22 protein-coding genes are annotated in these 26768 nt (G+C 70.4%); 8 read left to right on the top strand and 14 right to left on the bottom strand.

Annotated elements, in window-relative coordinates:
- Window positions 1–35: 35 nt before the first annotated feature.
- Window positions 36–797 (top strand): hypothetical protein, encoded by a 762-nt coding sequence (locus tag P7L68_RS18665; protein ID WP_372000625.1) that lies wholly within the window; start codon window positions 36–38, stop codon window positions 795–797.
- 8 nt (window positions 798–805) lie between these two features.
- Here the strand turns inward: P7L68_RS18665 and P7L68_RS18660 are convergent, their stop codons facing one another.
- Both P7L68_RS18660 and P7L68_RS18655 read right to left on the bottom strand, forming a co-directional pair.
- Window positions 806–1306 carry a hypothetical protein gene (locus tag P7L68_RS18660; RefSeq protein ID WP_372000623.1) on the bottom strand — a complete coding sequence of 167 codons (501 nt, stop codon included), beginning with the start codon at window positions 1304–1306 and terminating at the stop codon, window positions 806–808.
- A gap of 15 nt (window positions 1307–1321) precedes the next feature.
- A complete protein-coding gene (locus tag P7L68_RS18655; protein ID WP_372000621.1) occupies window positions 1322–2359 on the bottom strand; it encodes an SDR family oxidoreductase in 1038 nt (345 codons plus the stop codon).
- Between the two features lie 167 nt (window positions 2360–2526).
- Here P7L68_RS18655 and P7L68_RS18650 point away from each other — a divergent pair, with 167 nt between their 5' ends.
- Both P7L68_RS18650 and P7L68_RS18645 read left to right on the top strand, forming a co-directional pair.
- Complete coding sequence (locus tag P7L68_RS18650; protein ID WP_372000619.1) at window positions 2527–3831, top strand: SDR family oxidoreductase; 1305 nt, start codon at window positions 2527–2529, stop codon at window positions 3829–3831.
- Window positions 3831–4313, top strand: a complete 483-nt coding sequence (locus P7L68_RS18645; RefSeq protein ID WP_372000617.1) for a DUF2269 family protein — start codon at window positions 3831–3833, stop codon at window positions 4311–4313. The genes P7L68_RS18650 and P7L68_RS18645 overlap by 1 nt, the downstream gene beginning before the upstream one ends.
- Window positions 4314–4366: 53 nt before the next feature.
- Here P7L68_RS18645 and P7L68_RS18640 read toward each other — a convergent pair whose 3' ends face one another.
- Together P7L68_RS18640 and P7L68_RS18635 are read right to left on the bottom strand one after the other, a co-directional pair.
- The gene (locus P7L68_RS18640; RefSeq protein ID WP_062768435.1) at window positions 4367–4672 is read right to left on the bottom strand and encodes a cupin domain-containing protein; all 306 of its coding nucleotides are present in this window, start codon (window positions 4670–4672) and stop codon (window positions 4367–4369) included.
- Window positions 4673–4781: 109 nt separating this feature from the next.
- The gene (locus P7L68_RS18635; protein ID WP_372000616.1) at window positions 4782–5390 is read right to left on the bottom strand and encodes a TetR/AcrR family transcriptional regulator; all 609 of its coding nucleotides are present in this window, start codon (window positions 5388–5390) and stop codon (window positions 4782–4784) included.
- A 273-nt stretch (window positions 5391–5663) separates the two neighbouring features.
- On the opposite strand from P7L68_RS18635, the gene gltS reads away from it, so the two are divergent.
- Complete coding sequence (gene gltS / locus P7L68_RS18630; RefSeq protein WP_372006879.1) at window positions 5664–6863, top strand: sodium/glutamate symporter; 1200 nt, start codon at window positions 5664–5666, stop codon at window positions 6861–6863.
- Here the strand turns inward: gltS and P7L68_RS18625 are convergent.
- The 10 genes from P7L68_RS18625 to P7L68_RS18580 form a co-directional block, all read right to left on the bottom strand.
- On the bottom strand, window positions 6850–9222 hold the full coding sequence (locus P7L68_RS18625) for a xanthine dehydrogenase family protein molybdopterin-binding subunit (RefSeq protein WP_372000614.1): 2373 nt from the start codon (window positions 9220–9222) through the stop codon (window positions 6850–6852). The genes gltS and P7L68_RS18625 overlap by 14 nt on opposite strands.
- Window positions 9223–9395: 173 nt before the next feature.
- On the bottom strand, window positions 9396–10916 hold the full coding sequence (locus P7L68_RS18620; protein ID WP_372000613.1) for an ATP-binding protein: 1521 nt from the start codon (window positions 10914–10916) through the stop codon (window positions 9396–9398).
- On the bottom strand, window positions 10913–11929 hold the full coding sequence (locus P7L68_RS18615) for a glycosyl transferase family protein (RefSeq protein WP_372000611.1): 1017 nt from the start codon (window positions 11927–11929) through the stop codon (window positions 10913–10915). The genes P7L68_RS18620 and P7L68_RS18615 overlap by 4 nt, the downstream gene beginning before the upstream one ends.
- A gap of 20 nt (window positions 11930–11949) precedes the next feature.
- Entirely contained in the window at window positions 11950–13329 is a 1380-nt protein-coding gene (gene cobA, locus P7L68_RS18610; protein ID WP_372000610.1) for a uroporphyrinogen-III C-methyltransferase, read from the bottom strand.
- Window positions 13313–16021, bottom strand: a complete 2709-nt coding sequence (locus tag P7L68_RS18605; protein ID WP_372000608.1) for a molybdopterin oxidoreductase family protein — start codon at window positions 16019–16021, stop codon at window positions 13313–13315. The genes cobA and P7L68_RS18605 overlap by 17 nt, the downstream gene beginning before the upstream one ends.
- A complete protein-coding gene (locus P7L68_RS18600) occupies window positions 16018–16425 on the bottom strand; it encodes a nitrite reductase (NAD(P)H) small subunit (RefSeq protein WP_372000607.1) in 408 nt (135 codons plus the stop codon). The genes P7L68_RS18605 and P7L68_RS18600 overlap by 4 nt, the downstream gene beginning before the upstream one ends.
- A 14-nt stretch (window positions 16426–16439) precedes the next feature.
- Window positions 16440–18917, bottom strand: coding sequence for a nitrite reductase large subunit NirB (gene nirB / locus P7L68_RS18595; RefSeq protein ID WP_372000605.1), 2478 nt, complete (start codon window positions 18915–18917; stop codon window positions 16440–16442).
- Window positions 18918–18931: 14 nt separating this feature from the next.
- Window positions 18932–19759 (bottom strand): ABC transporter ATP-binding protein, encoded by an 828-nt coding sequence (locus P7L68_RS18590; RefSeq protein WP_372000604.1) that lies wholly within the window; start codon window positions 19757–19759, stop codon window positions 18932–18934.
- Window positions 19760–19786: 27 nt separating this feature from the next.
- Complete coding sequence (ntrB, locus tag P7L68_RS18585; protein WP_372000603.1) at window positions 19787–20608, bottom strand: nitrate ABC transporter permease; 822 nt, start codon at window positions 20606–20608, stop codon at window positions 19787–19789.
- Window positions 20609–20625: 17 nt separating this feature from the next.
- The gene (locus P7L68_RS18580; RefSeq protein WP_372000601.1) at window positions 20626–22083 is read right to left on the bottom strand and encodes a CmpA/NrtA family ABC transporter substrate-binding protein; all 1458 of its coding nucleotides are present in this window, start codon (window positions 22081–22083) and stop codon (window positions 20626–20628) included.
- Between the two features lie 336 nt (window positions 22084–22419).
- Between P7L68_RS18580 and mobB the strand changes: the two genes are divergently transcribed.
- The 4 genes from mobB to P7L68_RS18560 all read left to right on the top strand — a co-directional run bounded on the left by mobB (window position 22420) and on the right by P7L68_RS18560 (window position 26659).
- The gene (gene mobB, locus P7L68_RS18575; protein ID WP_372000600.1) at window positions 22420–22986 is read left to right on the top strand and encodes a molybdopterin-guanine dinucleotide biosynthesis protein B; all 567 of its coding nucleotides are present in this window, start codon (window positions 22420–22422) and stop codon (window positions 22984–22986) included.
- A gap of 116 nt (window positions 22987–23102) precedes the next feature.
- A complete protein-coding gene (locus P7L68_RS18570) occupies window positions 23103–24278 on the top strand; it encodes a benzoate/H(+) symporter BenE family transporter (RefSeq protein WP_372000599.1) in 1176 nt (391 codons plus the stop codon).
- A 95-nt stretch (window positions 24279–24373) separates the two neighbouring features.
- Window positions 24374–25666, top strand: a complete 1293-nt coding sequence (locus P7L68_RS18565; RefSeq protein WP_372000597.1) for an MFS transporter — start codon at window positions 24374–24376, stop codon at window positions 25664–25666.
- A 180-nt stretch (window positions 25667–25846) separates the two neighbouring features.
- Window positions 25847–26659: a ZIP family metal transporter gene (locus tag P7L68_RS18560; RefSeq protein ID WP_372000596.1), complete on the top strand. Its 813-nt coding sequence runs from the start codon at window positions 25847–25849 to the stop codon at window positions 26657–26659.
- The last annotated feature ends 109 nt before the right edge of the window (window positions 26660–26768 follow it).

Genomic DNA, 26768 nt, shown 5'->3' with positions numbered 1-26768 from the left:
CCCGACCGGTTTCGGAACATCGGGGACGTGACATCATGGATGTGCAGGCGTGGGGTGCGGGCGGGCTTTCTGCCCGGTATTACAGGCAGATGGGGAGCGCGGAGCAGCTCACCCGTCTGACCGGGGCGGCGGCAAAACCTGCCGCCCTGGCGGTACCCCCGGCAGAAATTTCCGGGGCGGCATCTTCTGCCGGCTCCACCTCGTCCGGCAGCCCGACCTCTTCTGCGGGATTGATCGCGCCGGCTGCGGGTGGGGCGAGTGCCACCAGTCAGACATTGTTCGATGCGCAGATGATCGGCCAGTCCGAAGAGCCGGACGTGGCCGCGGGCAACGACGCCTCTGCATCTGCCGGGGCGCCGGAAGCCGCAGGCGCTTCTTCGGGCAGTGTGACGGCGTCGGATGACGACACCGGCTGGTCGGCGGCGGAGCAGGCCTTCATGGACTTCATGTCCATGACCCCCGCCGAACGCTACCGCCAGATGTTCCTGGCCGATGAGGGGCTGACCGAGGAAGACCTGGCGGCGATGTCGCCCGAAGAGCGGGCCAAGATCGAGACCAAAATCCGCGAGCGGATCGAAGCCGCCGTGAAGGATGAAACGACGCAGGGCGTGGGTGGGGCGGGGGCCGCCGACGGCACGACCGCGGAGCAGACGCCTGCGGCTGCGGGTACCCCGCTGCCGCAGATGGCCGGCACTGATGCCGGGACCGGAACCGGTGCGTCCGACGAGGCGTTCGGCTTCGGCTTCGGCGAGGGCAGCGATCTGGACGAGATGATCCGGCTGGCCACGCGCGCCTGATTGCCGGCCTAAAGCGGCCGATCGGGATGAGGATGGGCGCTGCCGTCGAACAGCTCCCCCTCGGCCCGGTCCAGATCCTCCAGCCCTTTGGCGAGACTGGCGCCCCAGACCAGATGCGCCGCGATCATGAGCAGATTGCGGCGCCAGGGATGGCGGGTGGCCGGCTTCAGGATCCGGGCGGCCGGCACCCAGCCCAGATAGCTCGCCGCCCAGACGGCGACGCCATAGCCGGCCCCCGCCGCCAGCCCGCCCCGCGGGCGCAGCAGGGCGAAAACTGCGCCCGAGGCGGCGCCGAAGGCGAAATGGGCGAGCAGGGTGTGGCGGCGCCGGGCCTGCTCGTCTTCGGCCCGGCCTGATGTCGCGTCGACAATCTCGCGCGGGGGCAGGGGATAGCTGTCCTCTGCGGGCAACAGCGGCCGCATGCGGCGCATGGCGGCGGTCATCGCCACGGTGGCCATGACGCCGGCGATCGCCCCCAGCAGGGGGGTGTCCAGACGGGAGGTCGACATCTTATCCTCCCCCCCTCACGCGCGGGCCGGGCGGCTGCGCCGGTCGCGCCCTGCCAGCCAGAGGCCCAGAACCAGCCCGCCCGTGGCCAGGGCCGCCATGCGCATGTACCGGCCATTGCCGCCGCTTTCCGCCCAGCCGCCATATACGGCATGGCTGTGCCGGCCGGGGCCGAACACGGCCGGATCGCGCCGGTCGGCCGCCCGCCGGCTGCGGGTGACCTGGGCGGTCCGGCCGAACCGCCCGGTCAGCCGGTCGGCCAGGCCCGGCATCAGCCGGTTCATGAGCGCAAGCCCGCGGGTGGCGCGGCCGACATAGGCGGTGCGCTTGCGCCGGGCAACCACGTCCCAGATCGCCTCCGCCACCGTCTCGGGTGGGTAGACGGGGGGTGTGGGGCGGGGCACGCCCCCGGTCAGCCGGGCACCGGCATGGGCGAAGAAGGGGGTGTCGGTTGCGGGCGGATGCACCAGCGCCAGATGAATGCGGCGGCGATCGTGGATCAGTTCGGTACGCACCGCTTCCGTGAAGGCGGCAACGGCGGATTTGGCCGCGGCATAGGGGGCGAGCAGTGGCATCGGGCGGAGTGCTACAACTGATCCGATGTTCACGATCACGCCTTGGTTGTGGGGGCGCATCCGGGCAAGAGCGCTGCGGGTGCCGTTGACCACACCCAGATAATCGACCTCGGTCACCCGGCGGAATTCCTCGTCGGCGACGTCCTCGAACGGGGCGTAGAAGCCCACCCCTGCATTGTTGATCCAGGCATCGATCCGGCCATAGCGGTCTTCGATCGCCGATGCGGCGGCATCCAGTGCCCGGGCGTCCGCGACATCGGCCACGGCGGCCACCGCCTCGCCACCCTCGCGCAGGATATCGCCGCGGGCATCGGCAAGCCCGTCGGCGCTGCGGGCGATCAACCCCACCCGCCAGCCGCGCCGGGCGAAGAGCAGGGCGGTGCAGCGCCCGATCCCCGACGATCCGCCGGTGATCACCACCACCGGGGCCGTCTGGTCCCGGTCGCCTGCCTGCGGATGCCGTCTCGTCGTTTCGCGCATCGTCAACTCCGTCTCGCCCTGATAGAACAGGATATCGTGTCATCGACCATGGCATTGCGGCGGCCGATGAAAGGTCAACCCGTTCCGCCTCGGCGGGTTCCGGTGGAACTGGCGGCGTCTGCCGTCGTTGTCGACGGTGTTGGCGGCCCTTGAAGGAATGAAATCGCGTGCATGTGCTCGTCACCGGCGCCACCGGCCTGATCGGATCGGCCGTGGTCGCCAGACTGGTTACCGAGGGCCACGACGTTACCGGCATGGCCCGCGATGATGTCCGCGGCCGGCGGAGCCTGCCGGCCGTGCGCTGGCACGCGCTCGACATGGCGACCGTCACCGGGCCCGAGGCCTGGGCGCCGTATCTGACGGGCGTCGATGCGGTGGTCAATTGTGCCGGCGTGTTCCAGCAGGGCCGGGGTCCGCGCGGCGCGGGCGACGATCTGGCGGTGCATGAAACCGGCGCCGATGCGCTGTTCGCTGCGGCCGAAGCCGCCGGTATCCGCCGGGTGATCCATTTCTCGGCGATGGGGGTCGACCGGGCGACGCCGAGCGGTTTTTCGGCCAGCAAGCGCGCCGGTGACCAGGCGCTGATGGCCCGCGATCTCGACTGGGTGATCCTGCGCCCCTCGGTGGTGCTGGGGCCCGGGGTCTATGGCGCCAGCGCGCTGATGCGCGGGCTCGCCGCCCTGCCGGTGCTGCCGGTTCTGCCCGGTACCGGGCCGTTGCAGGTCGTGCAGCTGGATGATGTGGTCGAGACGGTGCTGCGCCTGCTCGACCCCGGCGCGCCGGCGCGGCTGGCGCTTGATCTGGCGGGGCCGGAACCGCTCGATTTCACCGACATCGTGCTGGCCCATCGCCGGTGGATGGGCTGGGCGCCAGCCCGGCTGCGGCGCCTGCCGCCCATGCTCGCCCGGCTGGTCTGGCGGGCGGGCGATGCGGTGGCGCGGCTTGGCTGGCGCCCACCGCTCAGGTCCAATGCCCGGCGGGAAGTGGTGCGCGGCGCGACCGGCGATCCCGGCCCCTGGATCCGGGCCACCGGCATCACGCCCCGCACGCTGGGGCAGGCGCTGGCCGCCCGGCCGGCGACGGTTCAGGATCGCTGGTTCGCCGGGCTCTATCTGCTGAAGCCGCTGATCTTCGGCATCTTTTCGGCCTTCTGGATCACCACGGCGCTGCTCTCTTTCGGCCCCGGTTACGATATCGGTGTCGCGCTGATGCTGGAAGGCGGCGTCGGGCCGCTCGCCGGCCCCTCGGTCATTCTCGGCGCCCTGGCCGACCTGCTCATCGGCCTTGGCATCGCCTGGCGGCGCACCACCCGTACCGCCCTTTTTGCAGCGCTCGGGATCTCGATCTTCTATGTCGTCGCCGGTACGATCCTGGTGCCCCGGCTCTGGGAGGAGCCGCTGGGGCCGCTGGTCAAGATCTGGCCGATCATGATGCTGAACCTCGCCGCCCTCGCCATCCTGGAGGACCGGTGATGCTCTATTTCGGGCTCAAATTCCTGCATGTGATCGGGGCCGCCGTGCTGCTCGGCACCGGTGCGGGCATCGCCTTCTTTCTGGTCGTCGCCCGCATGACCGACGATGCCGCCCGCATCGCCGAAGTCGCCCGGATCGTCGTGATCGCGGATTTCGTCTTCACGCTCACCGCCGTCATCGCCCAGCCGGTGACCGGTGTGGCGCTGGCCATGCATCTGGGCCTGCCGCTCACCCAGGGCTGGATCCTGCTCTCGATCCTGCTCTATCTGCTCACCGGGCTGTTCTGGCTGCCGGTGGTGTGGATGCAGCTCCGCCTGCGCGACATGGCGCGAGAGGCCGCCTCGCGCGGGCTGCCTTTGCCCGGGGCCTGGGCCCGGCTCTACCGGGTCTGGTTCGCCTTCGGCTTCCCGGCCTTCTTTGCCGTGCTGGGGATCGTCTGGCTGATGATCGCCAAGCCGATGATCCCCTGGATCGACGGTTGAGTTGCCGGCCGGCATGCGGGCAGCCCCATTGCCATGGGACCGCCCGCCGTCGCTCAGCGCAGCTCGATCTCGACGAAGGCGAAGGGCTCGTCGCCGTCATTGATCACATTGTGGTCGGTGCCGGCCGTGCCGGTATAGGACGCACCGAAAGATCGCTCCACCGTGCGGGCGGCGCCGTCGGGGCCTTCGATGCGCAGCCGGCCATTGGCCAGCGGCACCACCACATAGTCCAGTTCGTGACGATGCGATCCCGTTTCGGCGCCGGGGGCGAAGCTCCACAGCGTCACCCGCACCCGGTCGTCATCGACCTGAAGGGTGGGCACGGCCTGGGGGCGGGCGGGGGTGGTGGCGTCGGTCATGGTGGCTGGCACTCCCTGTGCTTCGCCCGGACGGGCTCTCCCGCCGGTCCGGGCGCGTCTTCCGATCCGGCCAGCATACGACGGCGGGCTGTCTGCCTGCACCAGCGGATCAGTCGGCGGGATGAAGCGCCGCACTCACCACCGCACGGATGAGCGGTTCCAGCCGTTCCCGCCGGTCATCGCCCACAAGATCGATCTTCAGCACCTGACGAAAAAGCGCGATGCCCGTCATGCAGGCGGCAGCGAGCGCTGCGCGCTCGTCGACGATCTGTGGCGGCAGGGCCGGCTTGCCGGCCTCCCCTCTGACATCGGCCGTGCGCCGGGCGATCGGGCCGATCACGTCGTCCAGGATGAAGTCGCGCAGGATCGGTGCCGCCTGGGTGCTGGACAGCGAGTGGACGACGATGTCCATGGGGTCGACCAGGCCGAAGGTCCGGTCGAGCTGGGGATCGAAGATCTCGCGGGCGAAGGCCTGTTCCGGCGGATCGACCTGTTCCTCGATCATGCTCCGGGCCTGGAAGGCGGCGCGGACCACCTCGATGAACAGCTGCTCCTTGGAGCCGAAGGCGCGGTGCACCATGGCGACGTCGATCTCCGCATCGGCTGCGATGTCGCGCAGTTTCGCGTCTTCGTAAGGATGCCGGGCGAAGCGGATCATCGCGGCCCTCAGGATGCGCTGGCGCGTGGCCGCCGATGATCGCGGGGCGGGTTCCGGCATCAGATATCTCCGTCATCACGGGCGTGAACATGTACCACTGATCCTGCTCCGGGTCTCGTCAACTGCCGTTGATCTACCTCAAGGCCCGTCGACGATGTCCCTGTCAGAAACAGCCGGTACCGGAAGGACGGGCCATGGGCCGTCCGTTATCCTTCCGAAGATATAGCGGTTCCCGCCCTTGGCGAGGGCGACTTGAGAAGGGGGTGCCCCCCGCTGCCGGCAACGGCCGGAAGCGGGGGCGGTCCTGCCCCACCGTTTCCGGAGACTGCCATGATGATCGAGGTCGATGGTTTCCTGTCTTTCACCATCGCCATCCTGCTGCTCGTCACCGGCAAGATCCTGACGATCAAGCTGCCGGTGCTCTCGCGCTACGCCATTCCGGAACCGGTGGCCGGCGGCTTTCTCTGCGCTGCGGTGGTGGCGCTCGTCTTCCTGGCGGGCGGGCAGCGGATCGTTTTCGCACTGGAGGCCCGCGACTTTCTGCTCCTGCTCTTCTTCTCGGGCATCGGCCTGCGGTCGGATCTTCGGACCCTGGTCAGGGGCGGCCGTCCGCTGGTGGTGCTGCTGGGGCTCGCCACCCTGTTCATGCTGCTGCAGAACCTTGCCGGCATGGGGATCGCCGGGGCGTTCGGCCTGGATCCGCGGGCAGGGCTGATGGCGGGGTCGATTTCGCTGACCGGCGGGGTGGGAACCACGCTCGCCTGGGCGCCGCATTTCGTCGACGATCTCGGCATCGTCAACGCACTGGAACTCGGCATCGCCGCGAACACCGTCGGGCTGATCGCGGCCTGCGTGATCGGCGGGCCTATGGCCGCCTGGCTGATGGCGCGCCACGGTGTGGCGCCGTCAGGCGATGGCCGCCTCGACATCGGAACCACCACCGACGGGCCGGAGCCACGGCTCGATTATTTCGCCGTGCTCTGGGCGATGTTCATGCTCAACATCACGATCATGCTCGGCACGGCCCTGCATGCGGCGATCGTCGAGGCCGGCATCAATCTGCCGGCTTTCGTGACCTGCCTCATCGCCGGAATCCTGATCCGCAATCTGGCACCGATGGGGTTGAACCGGGCGGTGCTGAGCATGTGGCCGTCGCTGCGCCAGGGGCTGGCGCTGGTGTCGGATATCGCGCTCGGCCTGTTCCTGACCATGGCGCTGATGGGGCTGCAGCTCTGGGAACTCGGCGGCGTGCTGGGCTTCATCGTGGTCGTGCTGGCGGTGCAGATTGCACTCACCATCCTGTACACCCTCTTCGTGGTGTTCCGGGCGATGGGGCGCGATTACGAGGCGGTGGTGATGTCCGCCGGCTTCGGCGGCATTACGCTGGGTTCCACGGCGACCGCGATCGCCAATATGACCGCGGTCGCCCAGCGTCACGGTGCGGCGCACCGGGCTTTCATCGTCGTGCCGCTGGTCTGCGGTTTCTTCATCGATATCGTGAATGCCCTGGTGATCTCGGTCATGGCCGGTTGAGACCGGCCGAGACGATCGCCCGCCAGACCCGTTCGGGTGTCGCCGGCATGTCGACATGGCGCACGCCCAGATCGTGGAGCGCATCGGCAATGGCGTTGATCACCGCCGCCGGCCCGGCGATCGCCGAGGCCTCGCCGCAGCCCTTGGCACCGAGCGGATTGGTGGTGCAGAGGGTTTCCATCGACACCAGTTCCACCGGCGGCACGTCGGTCGCCCGCGGCATGGCATAATCCATGAACGAGCCGGTGAGCAGCTGGCCGCTCTCAGGGTCGTAGCGGCAGAGCTCCATGCAGGCCTGGCCGATGGCCTGGGCGGCACCGCCATGGATCTGGCCTTCCACGATCAACGGGTTCACGATCCGGCCGAAATCATCCACCGCCAGGTAACGGTCGACCTTCGTCGTGCCGGTGTCGGTATCGATCTCGACCTCGACGATGTGGCAGCCATAGGGGAAGGTGAAGGCTTCCGGATCGTAATAGGTGGTCTCGTCGATGCCGGGCTCCATCCCCGGCGGGTAGTCGACCGGGGCATAGGCGCGGCCGGCAACCTCGGCGAAAGTCAGGCTGCGATTGGTCGCGCGCATCCGGAAGATGCCGTCGGCCAGGTCGACCTCCCCTGGCGTGGTGCCCAGCATATGGGCGGCGATGCGGGTCATCTTGGTCACCACCTTGTCGGTGGTGACCGCCAGCGCCGAGCCGCCGACCGAGAGCGAGCGCGACCCGTAGGTGCCGACGCCATAGGGCACCTTCGCGGTGTCGCCATGGACGATCTCGATCAGGGCGGGATCGATGCCGGTCTTATCGGCCACGATCTGGGCGAAGGCGGTTTCGTGGCCCTGGCCATGGGAATGGCTGCCGGTCAGCACCATGATGCCGCCGGTCGGCCCCACCCGCACCGTCGCCACTTCGAACTGGCCGCCGCCGAGCCCGGCTTCGATCAGCAGCTTCGACGGGCCCATGCCGCAGGCCTCCATGTAGAAGGCGACCCCCATGCCACGGCGGAGACCCTTCGCGGCCGAGGCGGCCTTGCGGTCTGCATAGCCCTCCAGATCGGCGGCTGCACGGGCAAGATCCATCAGCGCCGGCAGATCGCCCGAATCATAGGTCCAGAGGAAGGGGGTGCGGTAGGGGATGGCCTCGGGCGGGATCGCGTTCATCCTGCGGATCTCGAACGGGTCCATGCCGAGTTCGCGCGCCGCCGTCTCGACGATCCGCTCCATCACATAGGTCGCCTCGGGCCGGCCGGCGCCGCGATAGGCGTCGACCGGTGTGGTATTGGTGAACACCCCCTCGACATGGACATAGACGTCGCGCAGGGCATAGGGGCCGGGGAAGGGGTTGGCATAGAAGAAGGTCGGGATCGACGGCGCGAAGGTGGAGAGATAGGCGCCCATATTGGCCAGCGTGTGCACCTTCATCGCCCGGAAGCGGCCGTCCTCGTCCAGGCCCAGCGACACCGTCGTCACATGGTCGCGGGCATAGGTGTCGGCCTGGAAGGCTTCCAGCCGGCTCGCGATCCAGCGTACCGGCCGGCCGGTGCGTTTTGCCGCCACCAGCACCAGCACCTCTTCCGCATAGTGATAGATCTTCATGCCGAAGCCGCCGCCGACATCGGGCGAGATCACCCGGAGCTTTTCCTCGGGCACCTTGAGCGTTGCGGCCGAGAGCGTCACGCGGATCGAATGCGGGTTCTGGCTGGAGGTCCAGAGCGTGTAGTCGCCATGGCCGCGGTCATAGACGCCGAGCGTGCCGCGGGTCTCCATCGGGCTTGCGTTCACCCGGTTCTGGATCAGATCCAGCGTCACCACCCGCGGGCTGGCGGCAAGGGCCGCATCCACCGCGGCCGCATCGCCCAGATCCCAGTCGAAGCAGCGGTTGTGGGGCAGTTCCGCCCGAACCCGTGCGGCGCCGGGATCAAGCGCGGTGGCAAGGTCGGTCTGGCAGGGCAGGGGGGCGTAATCGACCTCGATCGCTTCCACCGCCGCATCGGCCTGGGCCTCGGTCTCGGCGACCACCGCCGCCAGCGGGTCGCCGACATGCAGCACCCGGTCCACCGCCAGCACGGGATGCGGCGGATGGATCATCGCTGAGCCGTCGCGGCTGATGACCGGCCAGGCGCAGGGCAGGCCGCCGATGCCGATCTTCTCAAGATCGGCGCCGGTGATCACGTCGAGCACGCCGGGCAGGGCACGGGCGGCGCCGGTGTCGATTGCCCGGATCAGCGCCGCACCATGGGGTGAGCGCAGGATGCGCATATGCACCGCACCCAGCCGTGCGGCGGCGTCGGCGACATACTGGCCCGCCCCGGTCAGGAAGCGGGCATCCTCCTTGCGGCGAAGCGGTCGACCGATCTGGCCCATGAGCTTGCGGCCCTCCCTCGTGATCCCTTCCCGGAGGCTGATCGCGGCGCAGGCTCCCCCCTGCCGGAAACCGCGCGGGCGGTTTTCGGGTGCCGTGTCTCCAGCCATGTCCAGGTATGCGGGCGTGTGCTTCAGGTCAGGCTCACCCAGCACGGGGCGAGTGTAAAATAGAATTAATCGTCCGCGGGTATCGGCTTTTCTGATGACCTGAGCGCACGCTTCGCGGCCGGGGCGAGCGGCACGGTCAGGGCGAAGCGCGCCCCTTCGCCGGGGCGGCTGTCGAGCGTCAGCTCATGTTCCAGGATCTGGGCCATGCGCCGGGCGATGGAGAGGCCCAGGCCCACACCGGCCGAACGGTCGCGCCGGGCATCCTCGATCTGGGTGAATTCGGCGAAGATCCGCTCCTGATCGGCCGGATCGATGCCGGGGCCGGTATCGGCGACGGTGAAGCGCACCGCCGGCCGGCCGTCGAGCTCTGCGGGGGCGGCGATCAGGGTCACCGAGCCGGCGGCGGTGTAGCGCACGGCGTTCGAGAGGAAATTGCGCAGGATCCGGCCGGTGATCACCGGATCCGTGCGTATGCGGAGGCCATCGATCAGCCTGATCTCGACGCCGAAACCCAGCCCCTTATCCTCTGCCACCGGCTCGAACTCGCGGGCCAGATCGTCGATCAGGGCGGCCGGGTCGACATCCTGAAGTTGCGGCGTGACCGATCCGGTGTCGAGCCGGGCGGTGTCGAGCAGGTTGCCGAGCAGGCCGCGCATGCCCGAGAGCGCCTTGCGCATGTCGTCGAGCGGCGAAGACAGGGCCGGGTCGCGATTACGGCGGGTGATCGAGCCGGCGAGCAGGCGCAGCGATTCGATCGGCTGCAGCAGGTCGTGGCCGGCGGTGGCGAGGAAGCGGGCTTTGGCGACATTGGCCCGTTCGGCGCGTTCCTTGGCCTTCTGCAACTCCACCGTGCGGGCGGCGACCTCTCCCTCCAGCCGCTCGGCCGCGGCCTTGAGCGCCAGGGAGGCGGTCTCAAGCTCGCGGATACGGCGCCGGGCCGCCGTGGCCATCGGCTGGAAGATCAGCAGGGCTTCCAGCGCCAGGGTCAGCAGGGTGGCGATCAGCAGGGCGATATGCAGGTCGTGCAGCCGGTCGACGGCGGCCTCGCCTTCGGCCTGGAAGCAGGCGACGGCATGGTCGAGCACGTCGAGCAGGGGGCCCGGCCCTTCGCGCAGCACCAGCGCCACGGCCGGCGCATCGCGCGGGATCGGCGCGCGCGGATCGGTGAGCACCGCCTCCATCGCCGCCAGATATTCCCGCACCCGGCGGTCGATCGCCGACGGCTCGTCGTGGAACAGCCGCGACATCTCGGGCGAGAGGCCGACGGCATCCCCTTTGCCGGACCCGCCCTTCAGCAGCGCCTCGTGATTGCTGCGCATCTGCGCGATGACTTCCGACAGATGCTGGCGGGCATCCTGATGCTCCTGGGCCGAGACCGGATAGGTCAGGCGGCCCACGAACAGGGCACCGCGCTGCGACAGGAAGCGCTGCTGGCCACTGACATTGATGATCCCGGCAGTGGCCCGTTCACGGCTGATCACCTGGGTCAGCACCAGGAAGGAGCCGATCGCAAGTGCTGCGACCAGCCCCAGGGCCAGCCGGTAGCGCAGTGCCATCCGGGTCGGGTCGCCGCCGTCGATCCTCATCGCCGCCGGTGGCTCCAAAGGCTGCGGGCAAGGGCGTCGGCCGCCCATGGCGTCGAGGCACGGCCGGCGATGCGCAGCGCCACGGCCGCCGTGCCGATCACCGTCGCCTCGCCTTCTGGATCCTCGGCCTCGCCCCGCCAGAGGGCGGCGAGGCGGGCGGGGTCGTCGGGGCTGTCGGCCGGTGCCGCCGCCAGCAGGGCCGGCCAGTGCTCGACCTTCGATGTCCCCTGTTCAACCAGGCGCAGATCGACCGGCTTATGCGGCCGGCGCTCCCCCTCGCCACCCGCCCCTTTGACCACACCAAGCCAGCGCCCGGCATCCAGCAGCAGCGAGGCCTCGGCATGGCTGTCGAGATAGTTGGGATGAAAGACCCCGATCAGGGTCGCGGGGGCATCCAGCGGGTTCAGATGGCGGACCAGCGTGTTCACCGGCGAGCGCAGCCCCAGCACGCTGCGCAGGTCGAGCAGCCGCTTGAGATCGGGCGATAGCCCCGCCAGCGGCAGATAGACGAAACCCTCGTGCCCCAGCCGGCCGGCCGCTTCGGACAGATCCGCCGCGGGCGAAAGCCCCAGCGCCGCCAGCCCCTGTACCGCACCGATGCCGCCGGTCTGAAGATCGTTGTCGCCATGCATCAGCACCGGCACGCCGGCCTCGCCCAGCAGCCGGGCCGCGAGCAGATACCAGGGCAGGCCGCGGGTGCGGCCGGCGGCATAGCTCGGCCAGTCGAGCACCGGCCGGACGCTGCCCCCGGGCGCTGCACCGATATCGACCTGGGCGATATGAGCGCGGGCGGCATCGACCAGCCCGGCCAGTTCCTCGGCCGTCTCGCCGCGATAGCGCATGAGCAGCAGGAAGGCGCCGGCCTGGACATCGAGCGCGGTTCCCTGCAGCAGGGCCGCGAAGGCATCCCGGGCTTCGCTGCGGGTCAGCGGCCGCGATCGACCGGGGCCGCGACCGATGATGCCAAGGGCCTGGGCGAGGGTGGCGACGGCGTCGGATGTGATGTCGGTCATCGGCGTTCCGATACGGAAGGTCAGGCGGCGTCGCGCCCTTCCGCATCGGCCGGGCGGGCAGCGGTTGCGGAAACGGCGATCGCCTCTCCCACCAGTATCGTCACCGGGCCGTCGGCGTCGAGCCCTACCAACGCATCGGGGAGCATGACGAGCGGTACGCTGACCGATCGGGCATGCGGGCGCCCCGCCCATTCGACTGCGGCGGCGGGTTCCGCCGGATCGCGCCCCGCGGCGATCAGCGCCGCCACGATCGCGGGTGCCCGGTCGCGGCCCATATAGATCGCGAGCGTGCCCTCTGCGGCGGCCAGTCGCCCGATCGTTTCGGGCAGGTCGCCCGCCAGATCATGGCCCGCCACCAGCGACACCGAACGGGCCGTTCCGCGCAGGGTCAGCGGCCGGCGGAGATGGGCGGCGGCCGCGGCGGCGGCGGTCACGCCGGGGATGATCCGGGCAGGGATGCCGGCCGCGTCGAGTGCGCCGAGCTCTTCGTCCAGCCGTCCGAAGATCGCCGGATCGCCGCCCTTCAGCCGCACCACATGCAGCCCCTGACCCGCCAGCCGCACCATCAGCGCCGAAATCGCCGCCTGGCCTATGGCATGGGCGCCGCAGCGCTTGCCGACCGGGATCCGGCGCGCCTCGCGCCGCGCCAGTTCCAGGATTGCGGGATCGATCAGGGCATCGTGGAGCACGACATCCGCCGCCTCGATCGCGCGGGCGGCATCGCGGGTGAGCAGGCCGGGGCCGCCGGGGCCGGCGCCGACCAGATCCACCCGGCCCGCCTGGACCGGGTTGGCGTCGGCCGGCAGGTCGTCGATCGGGATTTCGGGGTGGTCCAGCAGCCGGGCGGCCAGCTGTCGCCAGAAGCCGCGGCGGGCAGCCGGATCGGTCAGGCGCCGGGCGATTTCGTCGCGGCGGTTCCCGGCCTCGGTGACCGCCGGGCCGAGCCCTGCCGGCAGCAGCGCCTCCAGCCGCTGGCGCAGCACCGAGGCCAGGGCCGGAAAGCGGCCGCCGGTATGGATCGCGACCCGGAGCGGCCCGCGCCGCACCAGGGCGGGCAGGGTGACGTCCGAAAGCGCCGGCCGGTCGACTGCATGGACCAGCGCGCCGGCCATGGCGGCCGCATCGGCGATGGACCGTGCCGTCGCCGCGTCGATCTCTGGTGCGATCACCACCAGCCGGGTGCCGGCAAGGTCGGGCAGGGGATGGAGCGGGTGAACCACGCGCCCCGAAAGTTCCGCACAGGCCGGAGCATCGTCATGAAGGGCGATGTCGGCCCCGGTATCGTCAAGCAGGGCGAGCTTGGCCGCGGCCCCCGGCCCGGCGCCGAAGACCACCACCCGCCGGCCGGTCAGCCGCAGGGCGAGGGGCAGATCAGCCACTGTATCAGGCCGGTTCGACATGGGGCATGACCTCGCTGAGGATGGAGCCGATCCGGTGGCGGCAGGATCCGCAACCGCCGCCGGCGCCGGTGGCTGCGGTCACCCGGGCCAGTCTCCGGTCGAGCGGACCCGTGCCGGCCGCGGCGAGGATGGCGCTTCGGCCCACCCCGGCGCAGGCACAGATCGCGGCTTCCGCCGGGGCGGCCCCGCGATCGGGATCATGATCGGCGAGCAGGGCCAGGCGCAGGGCGGCAGGGGCTGCGGCGCCGCGATCGGTTGCCGGGTCGAGCAGGCGGGCGACCGACATGGTGTCGGGCAGATGCTGCGGATCGCGGGCAAGCGCGATCACCGCCACGATCCGGCCGTCGGTCCCTGTCCAGGCCAGCCGCAACCGGCCGCGGGCGGCGTCGATCAGCTCGATCGCCGGCCCCGCATCGATCGCGGCACCGAAACCCCGGGCAAGACGGGTGGCGAGCTGCCGCCAGTCCTCTGCGGTGGCCGGCATCTCGTCCCCGGCCAGGGTCACCGCCCGGCCGGCCTCGACCGCGTGGCGGACCCAATAGGCGGGCAGGCGCACGCCGCGGCGCAGCGGCCCGCGGGTCGCGCGATCGACCATCACCCCCGACCAGCCGGGCCGCCAGGGGGCGAGGCGGATAACCGCATGCTTCAGCTCCGGCTGGCCGGAGACCGGGTCGGTGGCGGGGGAGGCGAGGCGGCCGATGGCGGCTTCGGCGGCGAAGGCATCGGACCAGTGCATGGGCGCGAAGACCTCGCCCCGCCGCTGGCCCGGATCGATCGTGACCCGCAAAAGGGCGGTGCCGCGCCGGCCGGTGATCCGCGCAAAACCGCCCTCGCCAAGCCCCGCCGCCTGTGCATCTGCCGGGTTCACGGCCAGCAGGGGTTCCGGGGCATGGCGGGCCAGCCGCGCGGCCCGGCCGGTCCGGGTCATGGTGTGCCACTGGTCGCGCAGCCGGCCGGTGTTGAGCACCAGCTCCCCCGGCTGCGTCGCACGCTCCATGGGCGGGCGATGGTGCAGGGCGATCAGGCGCTGGGACGGCACCACCCGCGCGGTGCCCTCGCGGCTGCCGGCCGGCACCGGCCATTGCACCGGCTCCAGTGCGTCGTACTGGCTGCGGGTCAGCCCGGACAGGCCGGCGATGTCGAAATGCCGGCCGAAGGCTGCCGCAGCAAGGCCCGACAGCCGGGCATGTTCGTCGAAGATCTCGGCCGGGTGGCGCCAGGCGAAGGCATGGCCGAAGCCCAGGCGCCGGGCGACCTCCGCAATCAGCCACCAGTCGGGGCGGGCGTCGCCGGGCGGCGGCAGCACCGCGCGTTGCCGGCTGATCCGGCGCTCGGAATTGGTGACGGTGCCGTCCTTTTCCGACCAGCCGGCCGCAGGCAGCAGCACATGGGCCAGCGCCTGGGTGTCGGTGCCGGCCACGCAATCCGATATCACCACCAGCGGACAGCGCGACAGCGCCCGGCGGAAGCGGCCGGCATCGGGCAGGCTGACGGCGGGATTGGTGCCGATGATCCAGAGCGCGCCGATCTTTCCCGCCTCCAGCGCATCGATCAGCTCCACCGCCTTCAGCCCGGGGCCAACGGCCATGTCGGTGGCCTGCCAGACATCGCCGACCAGCCGGCGCTCGGCGTCGGAGAAACCCAGATGCGCCGCCAGTTGATTGGCCAGCCCGCCGACCTCGCGCCCGCCCATGGCATTGGGCTGGCCGGTCAGCGAGAACGGCCCGGCCCCCGGGCGGCCGACGCGGCCGAGCGCGATCTCCAGATTCAGGATCGCGTTCACCTTGTCGGTACCGGCGCTCGACTGGTTGACGCCCTGGCTGAACAGCGTGACGCAGCGGGCCGTGCCCAGCACCATCTCGGCCAGGCGGGCAAGATCGGCGGGGGTGATGTCGGTCAGCGCCGCGCAGGCGGCCATGTCGGGGCAGTCGGTGCGCGCGGCTTCGATCGCCGCCGCAAAGCCTTCCGCGGCGGGATCGGCCAGGCCGCGGCGACAGGCCTCGACCAGCAGGAACTGCCAGAGGGCGGCATCGCTGCCCGGGCGGATGGCGAGGTGCAGATCGGCGGCGCGGCTGGTATCGGTCGCCCGCGGATCGATCACGATCAGCCGCGTGCCCCGGCTTGCGCGGGCCTCCATCAGCCGGCCGAACAGCACCGGATGGCACCAGGCGGCGTTGGAGCCGACCAGCACCGCCAGATCGCAGAGATCCAGATCCTCATAGGCCCCCGGCACCACATCCTCGCCGAAGCCGCGAACATGGCCGGCGACGGTAGAGGACATGCAGAGCCGGGAGTTCGTGTCGACATTGGCGCTGCCCAGGAAGCCCTTGGCCAGCTTGTTGGCGGCGTAATAATCCTCGGTCAGCATCTGGCCCGACAGATAGAAGGCGATGCCGCCCGGGCCGCGTTCGGCCCGTGCCCGGCGGAAGCCTTGGGCCACATGGTCGAGGGCGATATGGAGCGGGACCGGCCGGCCATCGATCCGCGCCCGGGTCAGCCGCCCGGCACCGCCCAGCGTGTCGGCGAGGCCGGCCCCCTTGCCGCAGAGCCGGCCGCGATTGGCCGGATGCGCCGGGTCGCCCGTAACCGGCAGCAGCCCGCCCTGGCCATCCGGCCGGGCCAGCACGCCGCATCCCACCCCGCAATAGGCGCAGGTGGTGCGGATGGCGGCCGGCGGCGGCAGGGCGGTCATTCCGCCGCCTCGGCGATCAGCCCGGCCCCGGCAGGTGCCGCCGGGCTCAGCGGCCGCAGCCGCACCAGCACCCGGCCCTCTGCCGTGACGGCAACGGGGTAGCGGGCGACGCAGTCGCGGTCGGGTGCGGCCGCCCGGCCGTCATCCAGACTGAACACCCGACCATGCAGCGGGCAGGTGACCGCGCGGCCGTGGACCAGCCCGTCCGCCAGGGGGCCGCCCCTGTGCGGGCAGGCATTGGCGATGGCGGCCGGCGGGCCGTCCGCCGGCCGGAACAGGGCGATGCTGCCGCCCTGGTGGCGGATCACCCGGGCGCCGCGCAGCGGCAGCTCGTCCAGCGTGCCGCAATCGATCCAGTCCGTGGTATCGGCGCGGGCGGCGGTCATATCGGCGAGGATGGTCATGGGCGCGCGCTTCCTTATTCGGCCGCCTGGCGGGCGGGGACGTCGATGGCCGCGAATTCGGCGCCGGGTGCGGCGGCGATGCTTGCCCAGGGGTCGTTCTGTGCATGGGCCTGAGAGGCCAGGAACCGGGCGGCGAGCGCCTGGCGGGCGGCGGTATCCGTCACCACCACCGCCTTCACGCGGTCGAGACCGATGCGCTCGATCCAGGGCGCCGTGCGCTCCAGATAGCGGGCGTCCTCGCGATAGAACTGGATGAAGGCCAGGCAGATCTCGATCACCTCGGCTTCGGTCGAAACCTTGGTCAGCGGGTCGGTGCCGCGCAGATGGATGCCGCCATTGCCGCCGACCACCAGCTCGTAGCCGCTGTCGACGCAGATCACGCCGAAATCCTTGATCGTCGCCTCGGCACAGTTCCGCGGGCAGCCCGACACCGCCATCTTGAACTTGTGCGGCATCCAGGCGCCCCAGGTGATCCGTTCGAGTTTGACGCCCAGCCCGGTCGAATCCTGCGTGCCGAAGCGGCACCATTCGGATCCGACGCAGGTCTTCACCGTGCGCAGGCCCTTGGCATAGGCATGGCCCGAGACCATGCCGGCGGCGTTCAGATCGCGCCAGACCGCCGGCAGATCCTGCTTGCGCACGCCCAGCAGGTCGATGCGCTGGCCGCCGGTCACCTTCACGGTCGGGATGTCGTAGCGGTCGACGATATCGGCGATGGCGCGCAGTTCGGCGGCCGACGTCAACCCGCCCCACATCCGCGGCACCACCGAGAAGGTGCCGTCCTTCTGGATGTTGGCGTGCACGCGCTCGTTCACGAAGCGCGAGGCCGGGTCGTCGACACCCGCGGCCGGATGGGCGCAGAGCAGATAATAGTTCAGCGCCGGCCGGCATTTCGAACAGCCTTCGGGCGTCTTCCAGCCCAGCACCGCCATGGCCTCGATCGCGGTCATGGCCGGCAGCTCGCCGAGCCGCGCGCGAACCGCATCATGGCCGAGGTCGGTGCAGGTGCAGATCGCCGGATCGGCATCCTCTGCCTCTGCCGGTGCTGCCCCACCCAGGCACAGGCCGAGCAGCGCCTTCACCTGGCCGCTGCACGACCCGCAGGAGGCGGAGGCCTTGGTATGGGCGCGCACCTCGTCGAGGCTGGTGAGACCCTGGGCCGCGATCGCCGCGGTGATCGTGCCCTTGCAGACGCCGTTGCAGCCGCAGATTTCGGCATCGTCGGCAAGGGCGGCCACGGCGGCGGTCGCGGCATCGGCACCCGTGGCCGAGGGGCCGGCGGCGAAGGACGGGCCGAAGATCAGCCGGTCGCGGAGGGCGCCCAGCGGCTCCGCCCTGCGCATGGTTTCGAAGAACCAGGGGCCGTCGGCGACATCGCCGTACATCACCACGCCGGCCAGCCTGTCGTCACGGATCACCAGCTTGCGATAGCTGCCGCGGGCGGCATCGCGCAGCGTGATCTCTTCGGCATCCGCGCCGCCCAGACTGCCGGCCGAGAACACGTCGACGCCCGAGACCTTGAGCCGGGTGGCGGTGGGGCGGAGGGCGAAGCCGTCGCCGGGCCGGCCGGCCAATGCCCGCGCCAGCACTTTCGCCTGATCGTAGAGGGGGGCCACCAGGCCGAAGCACTGACCGTCGAATTCGACGCATTCGCCAAGCGCCGCGATCGCCGGATCGGACGTCGTCAGCCGGTCGTCGACCAGGATGCCGCGGCCGACCTCCAGCCCCGCCGCGCGGGCGAGGCCGGTCTCGGGCCGGATGCCGACCGCCATCACCAGCAGCTCCGCCGGCAGCACCCGGCCATCGGCGAGTTCCAGCCCCGCGACCCGGCCGGTGCCATCGTCCAGGATCGCCCGGCTGTTCGCGGTGGTGACCGTGGTGATGCCGCGGGCGGCGAGGGCATCCGCCAGCATGCCGCCGGCCTCGGCATCCAGCTGGCGTTCCATCACATGGCCGGCCAGGTGGACCACCGTCACCTTCATGCCCCGCCCGGCAAGCCCGGCTGCGGCTTCAAGGCCGAGCAGCCCGCCGCCGATCACCACTGCCGGGGCGCCGGGCCGGCCCAGGGCCAGCATGGTATCGACATTGCCGAGGTCGCGGAAGGTGACGACGCCCGAAAGCGCCGCACCGGGCAGGGGCAGGCGGATCGGCTGCGACCCGGTGGCCAGCACCAGCCGGTCATAATCCAGCCGCCGGCCGGTGGCGGTGGTGACGTGCCGCGCGGCCCGATCGATGCCGGTTACGGCGTCGCCGGCCAGGAAGGTCACGCCATGGCGATCCAGGAAGTCGTCGTCCAGCAGGCGGATCGCCTCTGCGGTCTTTTCCCCCGCCAGCACGGGCGAGAGCATGATCCGGTCATAGGGGGCGTGGGGTTCGGCGCCGATCAGGGTGATGTCGCAGGCGCCGGGCGCGAGCGCGACCAGGTCCTGAACCAGCCGCGTGCCGGCCATGCCGGCGCCGATGACGAGGATGCGGTCCCGGGTGGTGTGCATCTGAAGACCTCCGCTCATTCCGCCGCGACGGCGAGCATCGCCGCGGCGTCGGCATCCTCTGCGGCATCGCCATGGAGGAAGGACAGCATCTGCACCCGTGCCTCGATGAAGGCGGGGTCGCGCAGCACCTGCGACCGGCGGCGCGGGCGGGCGAGGGGAATATCGACGATCCGGCCGATCCGCGCGGCCGGGCCTTCCGTCATCATCACCACCCGGTCGGCGAGCAGGGCGGCCTCGTCGACGTCGTGGGTGACCATCATCACCGTCATCGACAGATCGGCCTGGATGGCCATCAACTCGTCCTGGAGCCGGGCGCGGGTGAGCGCGTCGAGCGCGCCGAAGGGCTCGTCCATCAGCAGCACGGCCGGGCGCATGGCCAGCGCCCGGGCGATGCCGACCCGCTGGCGCATGCCGCCCGACAGCTCGTGCGGCCGGCGCGCCGCGGCATGATCCATGCGCACCATCGCCAGATGCTCGTCGATCAGCCGTGCGCGGGCGGCGGCATCCATGGTCCGGCGATGGACCTGATCCACTGCCAGCGCCACATTCTCGCGCACCGTCAGCCAGGGCAGCAGGGCATGGGACTGAAAGACCATCGCCCGGTCGGGGCCGGGGGCGTCGACCACCTTGTCGTCGAGCAGGATGGCCCCGCGTTCGGGTGTGATCAGCCCGGCCACGATGTTGAGCAGGGTGGATTTGCCGCAGCCGGAATGGCCGATCACCGCCACGAATTCACCCCGGGCGATTTTCAGATCGATGCCGCGCAGGATCGGGCGGACACCGTCGCGGGTGCGGAAGTCGAGATCGACGCCTTCGATCGAGAGATGCGGTCGGTTGGTCATCGGGGTCGTCCCTCTCAATGGGCCGTCTCAGTGGGAAAGACGGCGCTGGACGGCGGCCATGGCGGCATCAAGGGCGATGCCCACCAGCCCGATCAGGACGATCGCCACCAGGATGCTGGGGACCGAGAGGTTGTTCCACTCGTCCCAGATGAAGAAGCCGATGCCGACCCCGCCGGTCAGCATTTCTGCTGCCACGATCACCATCCAGGCGGTGCCGAGCGACAGCCGCATGCCGGCCAGCACATAGGGCAGGGCGGCGGGCAGCAGGATGCGGCGGAACATGGCAAGCCGCCCCAGGCGCAGCACGCGGCCGACCTGGACGTAATCGGCCGGCACGGCGCGCACACCGGCGGCGGTGTTCAGGATCACCGGCCAGATGCTGGTGATCAGGATCACGAAGATTGCCGACGGATCGACCGCCCGGAACAGCAGCAGGCCGATCGGCAGCCAGGCGAGCGGGCTGACCGGGCGCATCACCTCGATGAACGGGGTGAAGGCGCGGGATGCCGCCTGGCTGGTGCCGATCAGCAGGCCCAGCGGCAGGCCGATCAGGCAGGCGAGGCCGAAGCCCGCCAGCACCCGGCCCAGCGAATAGAGCAGCTGCCAGAAGATGCCCTGATCATTGGGGCCCGCGACGTAGAACGGGTCTGAAAACAGCTCGATGCCGCGGGCGAGGGTTTCACCCACGCCCGGCAGGTCGGTCGCCACCGTCTGCTGGATCAATGTCCAGCCGCCGAGTGCGACGGCGAGGGTCAGAAGCGGCCAGACGATGCGTTCGGCCACAAGGCCGAGGCGCCGTCCGATGCCGGTGCCGGGTTTTGCGGCACCGTCGAGGGAGATGTCGGCCATGGGATCGGGCTCCTGGCTCAGGCGGCGCTGGCGCGCGGGGTGGTCTGGGCGGCGGCAAGCGCGGTCAGGTCCACGGCCGGGGCCTTGATCGCGAACCGGCGGATATAGCCGACCGGGTCGGCCGGATCGAAGCGGGTGCCGTCGAAGAACACATCCGGGCCCATGGCGATCGGCCGGGTGGCCTCGGTCAACGTCCAGGCGGAGGTGTTGACACCTTCGGGCTTGCGATCGATGGTCGGTGCCGCGATGCCCATCTGGGCGGCGACCCTGCGATAGAGATCGGGCCTGTAGACGGCGGCCGCGGTGGCGGCGATGTCGACCGGCCGGTCGATCTGGCCCCAGCGGATCATCTGGGTCAGCGTCCATTCGGCATGGCTGATCCAGGGAAAGTTGGCGGCGTAGCGGCTGAAGACGTTGAAATCGGGCAGCGGGCGCGGTGCCTCGTCGGCGGCATAGCGGAAGGTGCCGGTCATCGACATCCGCACCACCTCGGCCGGTGCATTCACATAGGCGCGGCCGGCGATGATGTCGGCGGCCTCCGCCCGGTTGGCCGGGTCGTCGAGCCATTGGCCGGCGGCGATCACCGCACGCAGCATCGCCTCGTGGGTCGCGGGGTTCTTCTCCGCCCAGTCGGCGGCGACGCCCAGCACCTTTTCGGGCTGATTGGCCCAAAGCTCGACGCTGGTGATCGCGACCTTGCCGATGCCGGCTTCGACCGCGCGCTCGTTCCAGGGCTCGCCCACGCAATAGCCGTCGCAATTGCCGGCACGCAGATTGGCGACCATCTGCGGCGGCGGGATCACGATGATGCGCAGATCGGCATCCGGGTCGATCCCGGCCGAGGCCAGCCAGTAGCGCAGCTCGTACATATGCGACGACACCGGGAAGACCGCGGCGAAGGTGAGCGGCGCCTTGCCGGCGGCCTTGTCGGCATCGATCACCGCCTTCAGCGCCCGCGCGGTCATCGGCCGTTCGGCCATAGCCGCCGGGTCGGCCGCGACCATCCGGTCATGGAGCGCATTGGACAGCGTGATGGCATTGCCGTTCAGGTCCAGCGACAGCGCGGTCACCTGGGCCTGGGGGATGGCCCCGAGGCCCAGGGTCGCGGCGATCGGCATGCCGGCCAGCATATGGGCGGCATCCAGGGCACCAATGGTCATCTTGTCGCGGATATTGGCCCAGGACGCCTCTTTCGAGAGTGTGACCTTCAGGCCTTCGCGCTTGAAGAAGCCTTTCTCATGGGCGATGACCAGAGGCGCGCAGTCGGTCAGCGGGATGAAGCCGATGGTGAGGTCGGTCTTCTCGGGCGCCGCACCGGTCGCGGCGGCAAAGGCACCCCCCGGAAGCAGCAGCCGCGCGGCGGCCAGCGTTGCGGCGGCACCCAGCAATCCCCGCCGGCTGATCCGGAAGCGGTGTGCCCCCGCAGCGGCGGTGGCGGCGTCGGGAGAGGCGGGCGGAACGATCTTGTCGGTCATGGGCTCAGGCTCTCGCAGATGGCGGCAGCAGGCGGGGGTCTCGGAAAGTGTGGGCCTTTTGGTATCAACACCAAGGTACCTACAAGATCCGTGCCAAGCCCGAAGGTCCAGCTGTATCCCGTGCTGCACAACGCTTTCAGCGCGGCGCAGGCAAAGCGGGCTCAAGGGGTCTGGCGCAGGGAATTGCCCGATTCATAGGCTGTATGTGTTTTATGCACATAAAATCATCATGCCCGAATTTCATATAGGATCTTTCAGGTCTATAGGTCGGCCTCGACTTGCCAACCGGCGGCGCGACGGGTATGCGGAACGGATCAGCCTGATCGGGGAGGGGATATGCGGATCATCGGCCTGGTGGGACCCGGCAACAGCGGCAAGACCACGCTGATCGAGGGGTTGATTCCGCTGCTCGCGGCCGGCGGCCGGCGGGTCATCACGGTGAAGCGCAGCCATCACCGCCCGGATCTCGACCGGCCGGGCAAGGACAGCGACCGTCATCGCCGGGCCGGGGCGGCCGCGGTGGTGGTGGGCGGCGGCGGGCTGGTGGGGGTGCTGCGGGAAGAACCGGCAACCGGGCCCGACGGCGTTTCGGAACCCGATCCGGCGGATCAGCTGCGCCGCTGGCTCGCCCTGGCCGGCCTGGCCGATATCGCCATCGTCGAGGGCTTCGCCGGCGCCGGCCATCCGCGGCTGGAGGTGCTGGATCCCGGCCGCCGGGATGCGCGCTGGCCGCTCTATCCGCGGGACGACCGGATCCTTGGGGTGATCGTGCCCGATCCGGCAGCCCTGACCTGTGCGGCGCTCGATCGCGATCTGCTGGGTGGCCGGCCGATCTTCGGTCGTGACGATCTGCACGCCGTGGCAGGCTTCGTACTGTCGGAGGCGTGGCCCTCCTGGTCCTGATAAACCATCGGTTTAGTCGATGGAAACGTCATGACATTCGCGTGGAACGCTTGCGCCCGCAGCCCGTATGGCGGAAAGTGCGGTCCTCTCCCCAGCCGTCTCCGGGACCCTGTTCCTTGCCGCTCGCTTCGCTCTCTGCTGCCCTCATTGCCGCCCTGGTGGGCTTCGGCGGTACCGTCGCCCTGATCGTTCAGGCGGGTCAGGCCCTGGGTGGCACGCCCGATCAGATCACCTCGGCCGTCACGGCCCTCTGTCTCGGCATCGCGCTGCCCGGTGCCCTGCTCAGCGTCCGGCTGCGCATGCCGGTCGTGCTGGCCTGGTCGACGCCCGGTGCGGCCCTGCTCGCCGCGTCTACCCTGCATGCCGGCTGGGCGGAAGCGACCGGTGCCTTCATGGCGGCTGCCGTGATGATGATCATCCTGGGGCTGGTGCCGGCGCTGGGGCGGCTGGCGGCCAGAATCCCCGCAGCCGTGGCGGCCGCCATGCTCGCGGGCGTGCTGCTGCCCTTCTGCATGTCGCTGTTTCGTGCCTTCCAGAGCGATGCCCTGCTTGCGGGCCTGGTGCTGGTCGTCTTCGTGATCGCCCGCCAGCGGGCGCCCACCTTCGCGCTGCTGATCGTGCTGGCGGTGGCGGTGGCGGCGGTGGTGCTTGGCGGCGGTTTCACCGCGCCGCATGACGGCGATCTCTTCGGCAGCCTGGTGCCAGTGACGCCGGTTTTCGATCCGGCGGTGATCGTCAGCCTGGGCCTGCCGCTCTTTCTGGTGACGCTGGTCTCGCAGAACCTGCCGGGTTTCGTGGTGCTGGCCCAGGCCGGCTATACCGCGCCCACCCGGCCGGTGCTGACGCTCACCGGCCTTGCCTCGCTGCTGCTGGCGCCGATGGGGGCGCATGCGGTCAACCTGGCGGCCATCACCGCGGCGATCTGCACCGGCCCGGATGCTCATCCCGATCCGCGCCGGCGCTGGGTCACGGGCATCGCCTATGCCGGGTTCTATGTGCTGCTCGCCCTCTTTTCGGCGCCGCTGGTCGACCTGTTCATGGGGTTGCCGCGGGAAACCATTCAGATCATCACCGGCGTGGCGCTGCTCGGCCCGCTCACCGGTTCGATCGCCGGCATGCTGTCGGATCCGGATGATCGCGAAGTGGCGGTGATGACCTTCGCGGCCACCGCTTCGGGGGTCACCCTGTTCGGCATCGGCTCGGCCTTCTGGGGGCTGGTGACCGGCTTTCTGGTGCTGGCGGCCCGGCGCCTGCTGGCCCGGCGGCGTGGGGTGGTGCGCGGTTCCGCATGACCGGTGCTGCCAGGGTTGCAGCATGGGCGCGTGTGCGCATCGCGGCCACGCGCTAAGGTTTGCGGCGTCATCCGCCAGCAGAGAGCCGGAACGCCGTGTCAGCAGAACTGCCCCGCCCCTCTGAGCCCGGCTCCGGCGGCCCGCCGCCGCGCAACCTGCGCATGGTCGCCGTGATGTGCCTCTGCGAAGTGCTGTCGATGGCCGCCTATGGCTGCTATCCGGCCCTGCTGCCGTTGCTGCGCGACGACTGGGGCCTCAGCAACGGCACGGCGGGCTGGATTTCCTCGGCCTTTTTCGTGGGCTATGTCGCGGCGGTGCCGGTGCTGACCGGCGCCACCGACCGGGTCGATGCCCGGCGGGTCTATATCGGCTCTCTGACCCTGATCGCGCTTGCAACGCTGGGCTTCGGCAGCTTCGCCACCGGGCCGGTTTCGGCCGGGCTGTTCCAGGCCCTCGCCGGCGCCGGTTTCGCCGGATCCTACATGCCCGGCCTCAAGATCCTGAGCGACCATGTCCGCGGCCCCAAGGCGAGCCGGGCGGTCGCAAGCTATACCGCCTGCTTCTCTCTGGGGGCGGGTCTGTCGGTCTGGCTGGCCGGGCTGGTGGCCGCCGCAGGCGGCTGGCAGGCGGGGTTCTGGGCGGCGGGTGTGTCGGCGGCCATGGCACTGGTGCTGGCGTTGGTTGCGGTGCCGGCAACGCCGCCGCCCGCACCGGCCGCCGGCATCCGCCACCGCCCCTGGTGGATGCCGCCGGATTTCCGGCCGGTGCTGCGCAACCGCCGCGCCATCGCCTATACGCTCGCTTATGCCGGCCATTGCTGGGAAATGTTCGGCCTGCGCAGCTGGCTGGTCGCCTTTCTGGTCCATGCCGGTGCCGCGGCCGCCTGGGCCAGCAGCCTGGGCGGTGCGATCATCGCCTCGGGCATCCTGACCAGCTTCTTCGGCAACGAAATGGCCATGCGGCTCGGCCGGCGGCGCTGGATCACGGTGGCGATGTCGGTGACGGCCGTGCTCGCCGGTCTGACCGCGGCGGTCGCCGGGGCGCCGCTCGCCCTGGTGCTGGTGGTGGTCGCGATCTACAATCTGATGGTCATGGCCGACAGTGCCTCGCTGACCGCGGGTGCCGTGGCCGAAAGCGATCCGTCGGTACGCGGGGCCGCGATGGCCATGCATGCGCTGCTGGGCTTCGGCGGCGCCATCCTCTCGCCGATCACCTTCGGCCTGGCGCTTGACGGGGCCGGGGGTGATGGCGACCCCTTGGGCTGGGCGGCGGGGTTCGCGGTGCTGGCGGCGGGTGGTCTGGTCGGCCTTGCCGCCTTCCGCCGGATCGGTGGCGACGGACCCGCGGATCCTGTGAGGATTTCGCGAGAGGATGGTGGCAACGGTTGATCCGTCATGCACGTGACCCATATGCTTGGCCATGATCCGCAAAGGTGAGAAGCAGGACGGCAGGACGGATGATCGGAGGGGGCCATTCCTGATCTCGCATCCATAGATCCGGTCTGGCTCGGCCTTGGCGGCAGCCTGCTCGCGGGCCTCGCGACCGGTCTCGGCGCCCTGCCGGTTCTGGTGATCCGGCGGCCGGGCATCCGGCGGGAAAATCTGCTGCTGGGCGGTGCCGCGGGGGTGATGCTGGCGGCTGCCCTGCTGTCCCTGCTTGTCCCGGCGCTCGACACGTCCGTTGCCCGCTATGGGGCACTCTGGGGTGCGCTCGGCATCGGGGTCGCCATCGGCCTCGGGGCGGCGGCGATCGCGGCCCTGCATGCGGTGGTGCCGCATCTGCACGTCCAGCAGGATGACCAGGCGGTCGAACGGACCCTGCGCGGCCCCCATGGGCCCGGTGGTCAGGCCATGGTTGCGGCCGGCGGTGACGCCCTGCTGGTCGTCGACGGTGGCGGCGTGGCGGCGATCGATGCCCGCCGGATGGCGCCGGCCCTGCTGATGGTGCTGGCGATCGCGCTTCACAACCTGCCCGAAGGGCTGGCGGTCGGCGTCGGCCTCGGCGGTTCGGGGCTGGAGGGCGGCGGCGATCTCGGCCAGGGCGTGGCGCTGGCGATCGGCATCATGATCCAGAACCTGCCCGAAGGTTTCGTGGCGGCCGTCGGCATGATGATGACCGGGGCCAGCCGGATCAACGCGCTGCTGGTTGCCTTCGGCACCGGTGCGCTGGAGATTATCGGCGGTGCGTTGGGGGTGGCGCTTGCCGGCCTCGGCGCCGGAGTGCTGCCCTGGACGATGGCGTTTGCCGCCGGCGCGATGATCTTCGTCGTCAGTCACGAGATGATTCCCGAAACCCACCGCCACGGCCAGGAGATGGGAGCGAGCTGGGCGCTGATCGCCGGTTTTGCGATCATGACCGCCATTGCCGCCGGCTTCGGCTGACGGCCCCGGATCTAGGGATGTCGGGATCACCCAAAACACGAAGCGGCGGCCATGCGGACCGCTGCCCGGGACGGGACGGCGCCGGCGGACCGGCGCAACGAAACCGAGA

The sequence above is a fragment of the Tistrella mobilis genome (genome assembly GCF_041468085.1).
GTDB lineage: Bacteria > Pseudomonadota > Alphaproteobacteria > Tistrellales > Tistrellaceae > Tistrella > Tistrella mobilis_A.
Note: the sequence above shows the minus strand (reverse complement) of the source record. Positions and strands in the feature narration are given on the sequence as shown.

Coding starts and splice junctions, on each gene's coding strand:
- P7L68_RS18665 (WP_372000625.1), top strand. CDS start 36: ATGGATGTGCAGGCGTGGGGTGCGGGCGGGCTTTCTGCCCGGTATTAC.
- P7L68_RS18660 (WP_372000623.1), bottom strand. CDS start 1,306: ATGTCGACCTCCCGTCTGGACACCCCCCTGCTGGGGGCGATCGCCGGC.
- P7L68_RS18655 (WP_372000621.1), bottom strand. CDS start 2,359: ATGCGCGAAACGACGAGACGGCATCCGCAGGCAGGCGACCGGGACCAG.
- P7L68_RS18645 (WP_372000617.1), top strand. CDS start 3,831: ATGCTCTATTTCGGGCTCAAATTCCTGCATGTGATCGGGGCCGCCGTG.
- P7L68_RS18640 (WP_062768435.1), bottom strand. CDS start 4,672: ATGACCGACGCCACCACCCCCGCCCGCCCCCAGGCCGTGCCCACCCTT.
- P7L68_RS18635 (WP_372000616.1), bottom strand. CDS start 5,390: ATGCCGGAACCCGCCCCGCGATCATCGGCGGCCACGCGCCAGCGCATC.
- gltS (WP_372006879.1), top strand. CDS start 5,664: ATGATCGAGGTCGATGGTTTCCTGTCTTTCACCATCGCCATCCTGCTG.
- P7L68_RS18625 (WP_372000614.1), bottom strand. CDS start 9,222: ATGGGCCAGATCGGTCGACCGCTTCGCCGCAAGGAGGATGCCCGCTTC.
- P7L68_RS18620 (WP_372000613.1), bottom strand. CDS start 10,916: ATGAGGATCGACGGCGGCGACCCGACCCGGATGGCACTGCGCTACCGG.
- P7L68_RS18615 (WP_372000611.1), bottom strand. CDS start 11,929: ATGACCGACATCACATCCGACGCCGTCGCCACCCTCGCCCAGGCCCTT.
- cobA (WP_372000610.1), bottom strand. CDS start 13,329: ATGTCGAACCGGCCTGATACAGTGGCTGATCTGCCCCTCGCCCTGCGG.
- P7L68_RS18605 (WP_372000608.1), bottom strand. CDS start 16,021: ATGACCGCCCTGCCGCCGCCGGCCGCCATCCGCACCACCTGCGCCTAT.
- P7L68_RS18600 (WP_372000607.1), bottom strand. CDS start 16,425: ATGACCATCCTCGCCGATATGACCGCCGCCCGCGCCGATACCACGGAC.
- nirB (WP_372000605.1), bottom strand. CDS start 18,917: ATGCACACCACCCGGGACCGCATCCTCGTCATCGGCGCCGGCATGGCC.
- P7L68_RS18590 (WP_372000604.1), bottom strand. CDS start 19,759: ATGACCAACCGACCGCATCTCTCGATCGAAGGCGTCGATCTCGACTTC.
- ntrB (WP_372000603.1), bottom strand. CDS start 20,608: ATGGCCGACATCTCCCTCGACGGTGCCGCAAAACCCGGCACCGGCATC.
- P7L68_RS18580 (WP_372000601.1), bottom strand. CDS start 22,083: ATGACCGACAAGATCGTTCCGCCCGCCTCTCCCGACGCCGCCACCGCC.
- mobB (WP_372000600.1), top strand. CDS start 22,420: ATGCGGATCATCGGCCTGGTGGGACCCGGCAACAGCGGCAAGACCACG.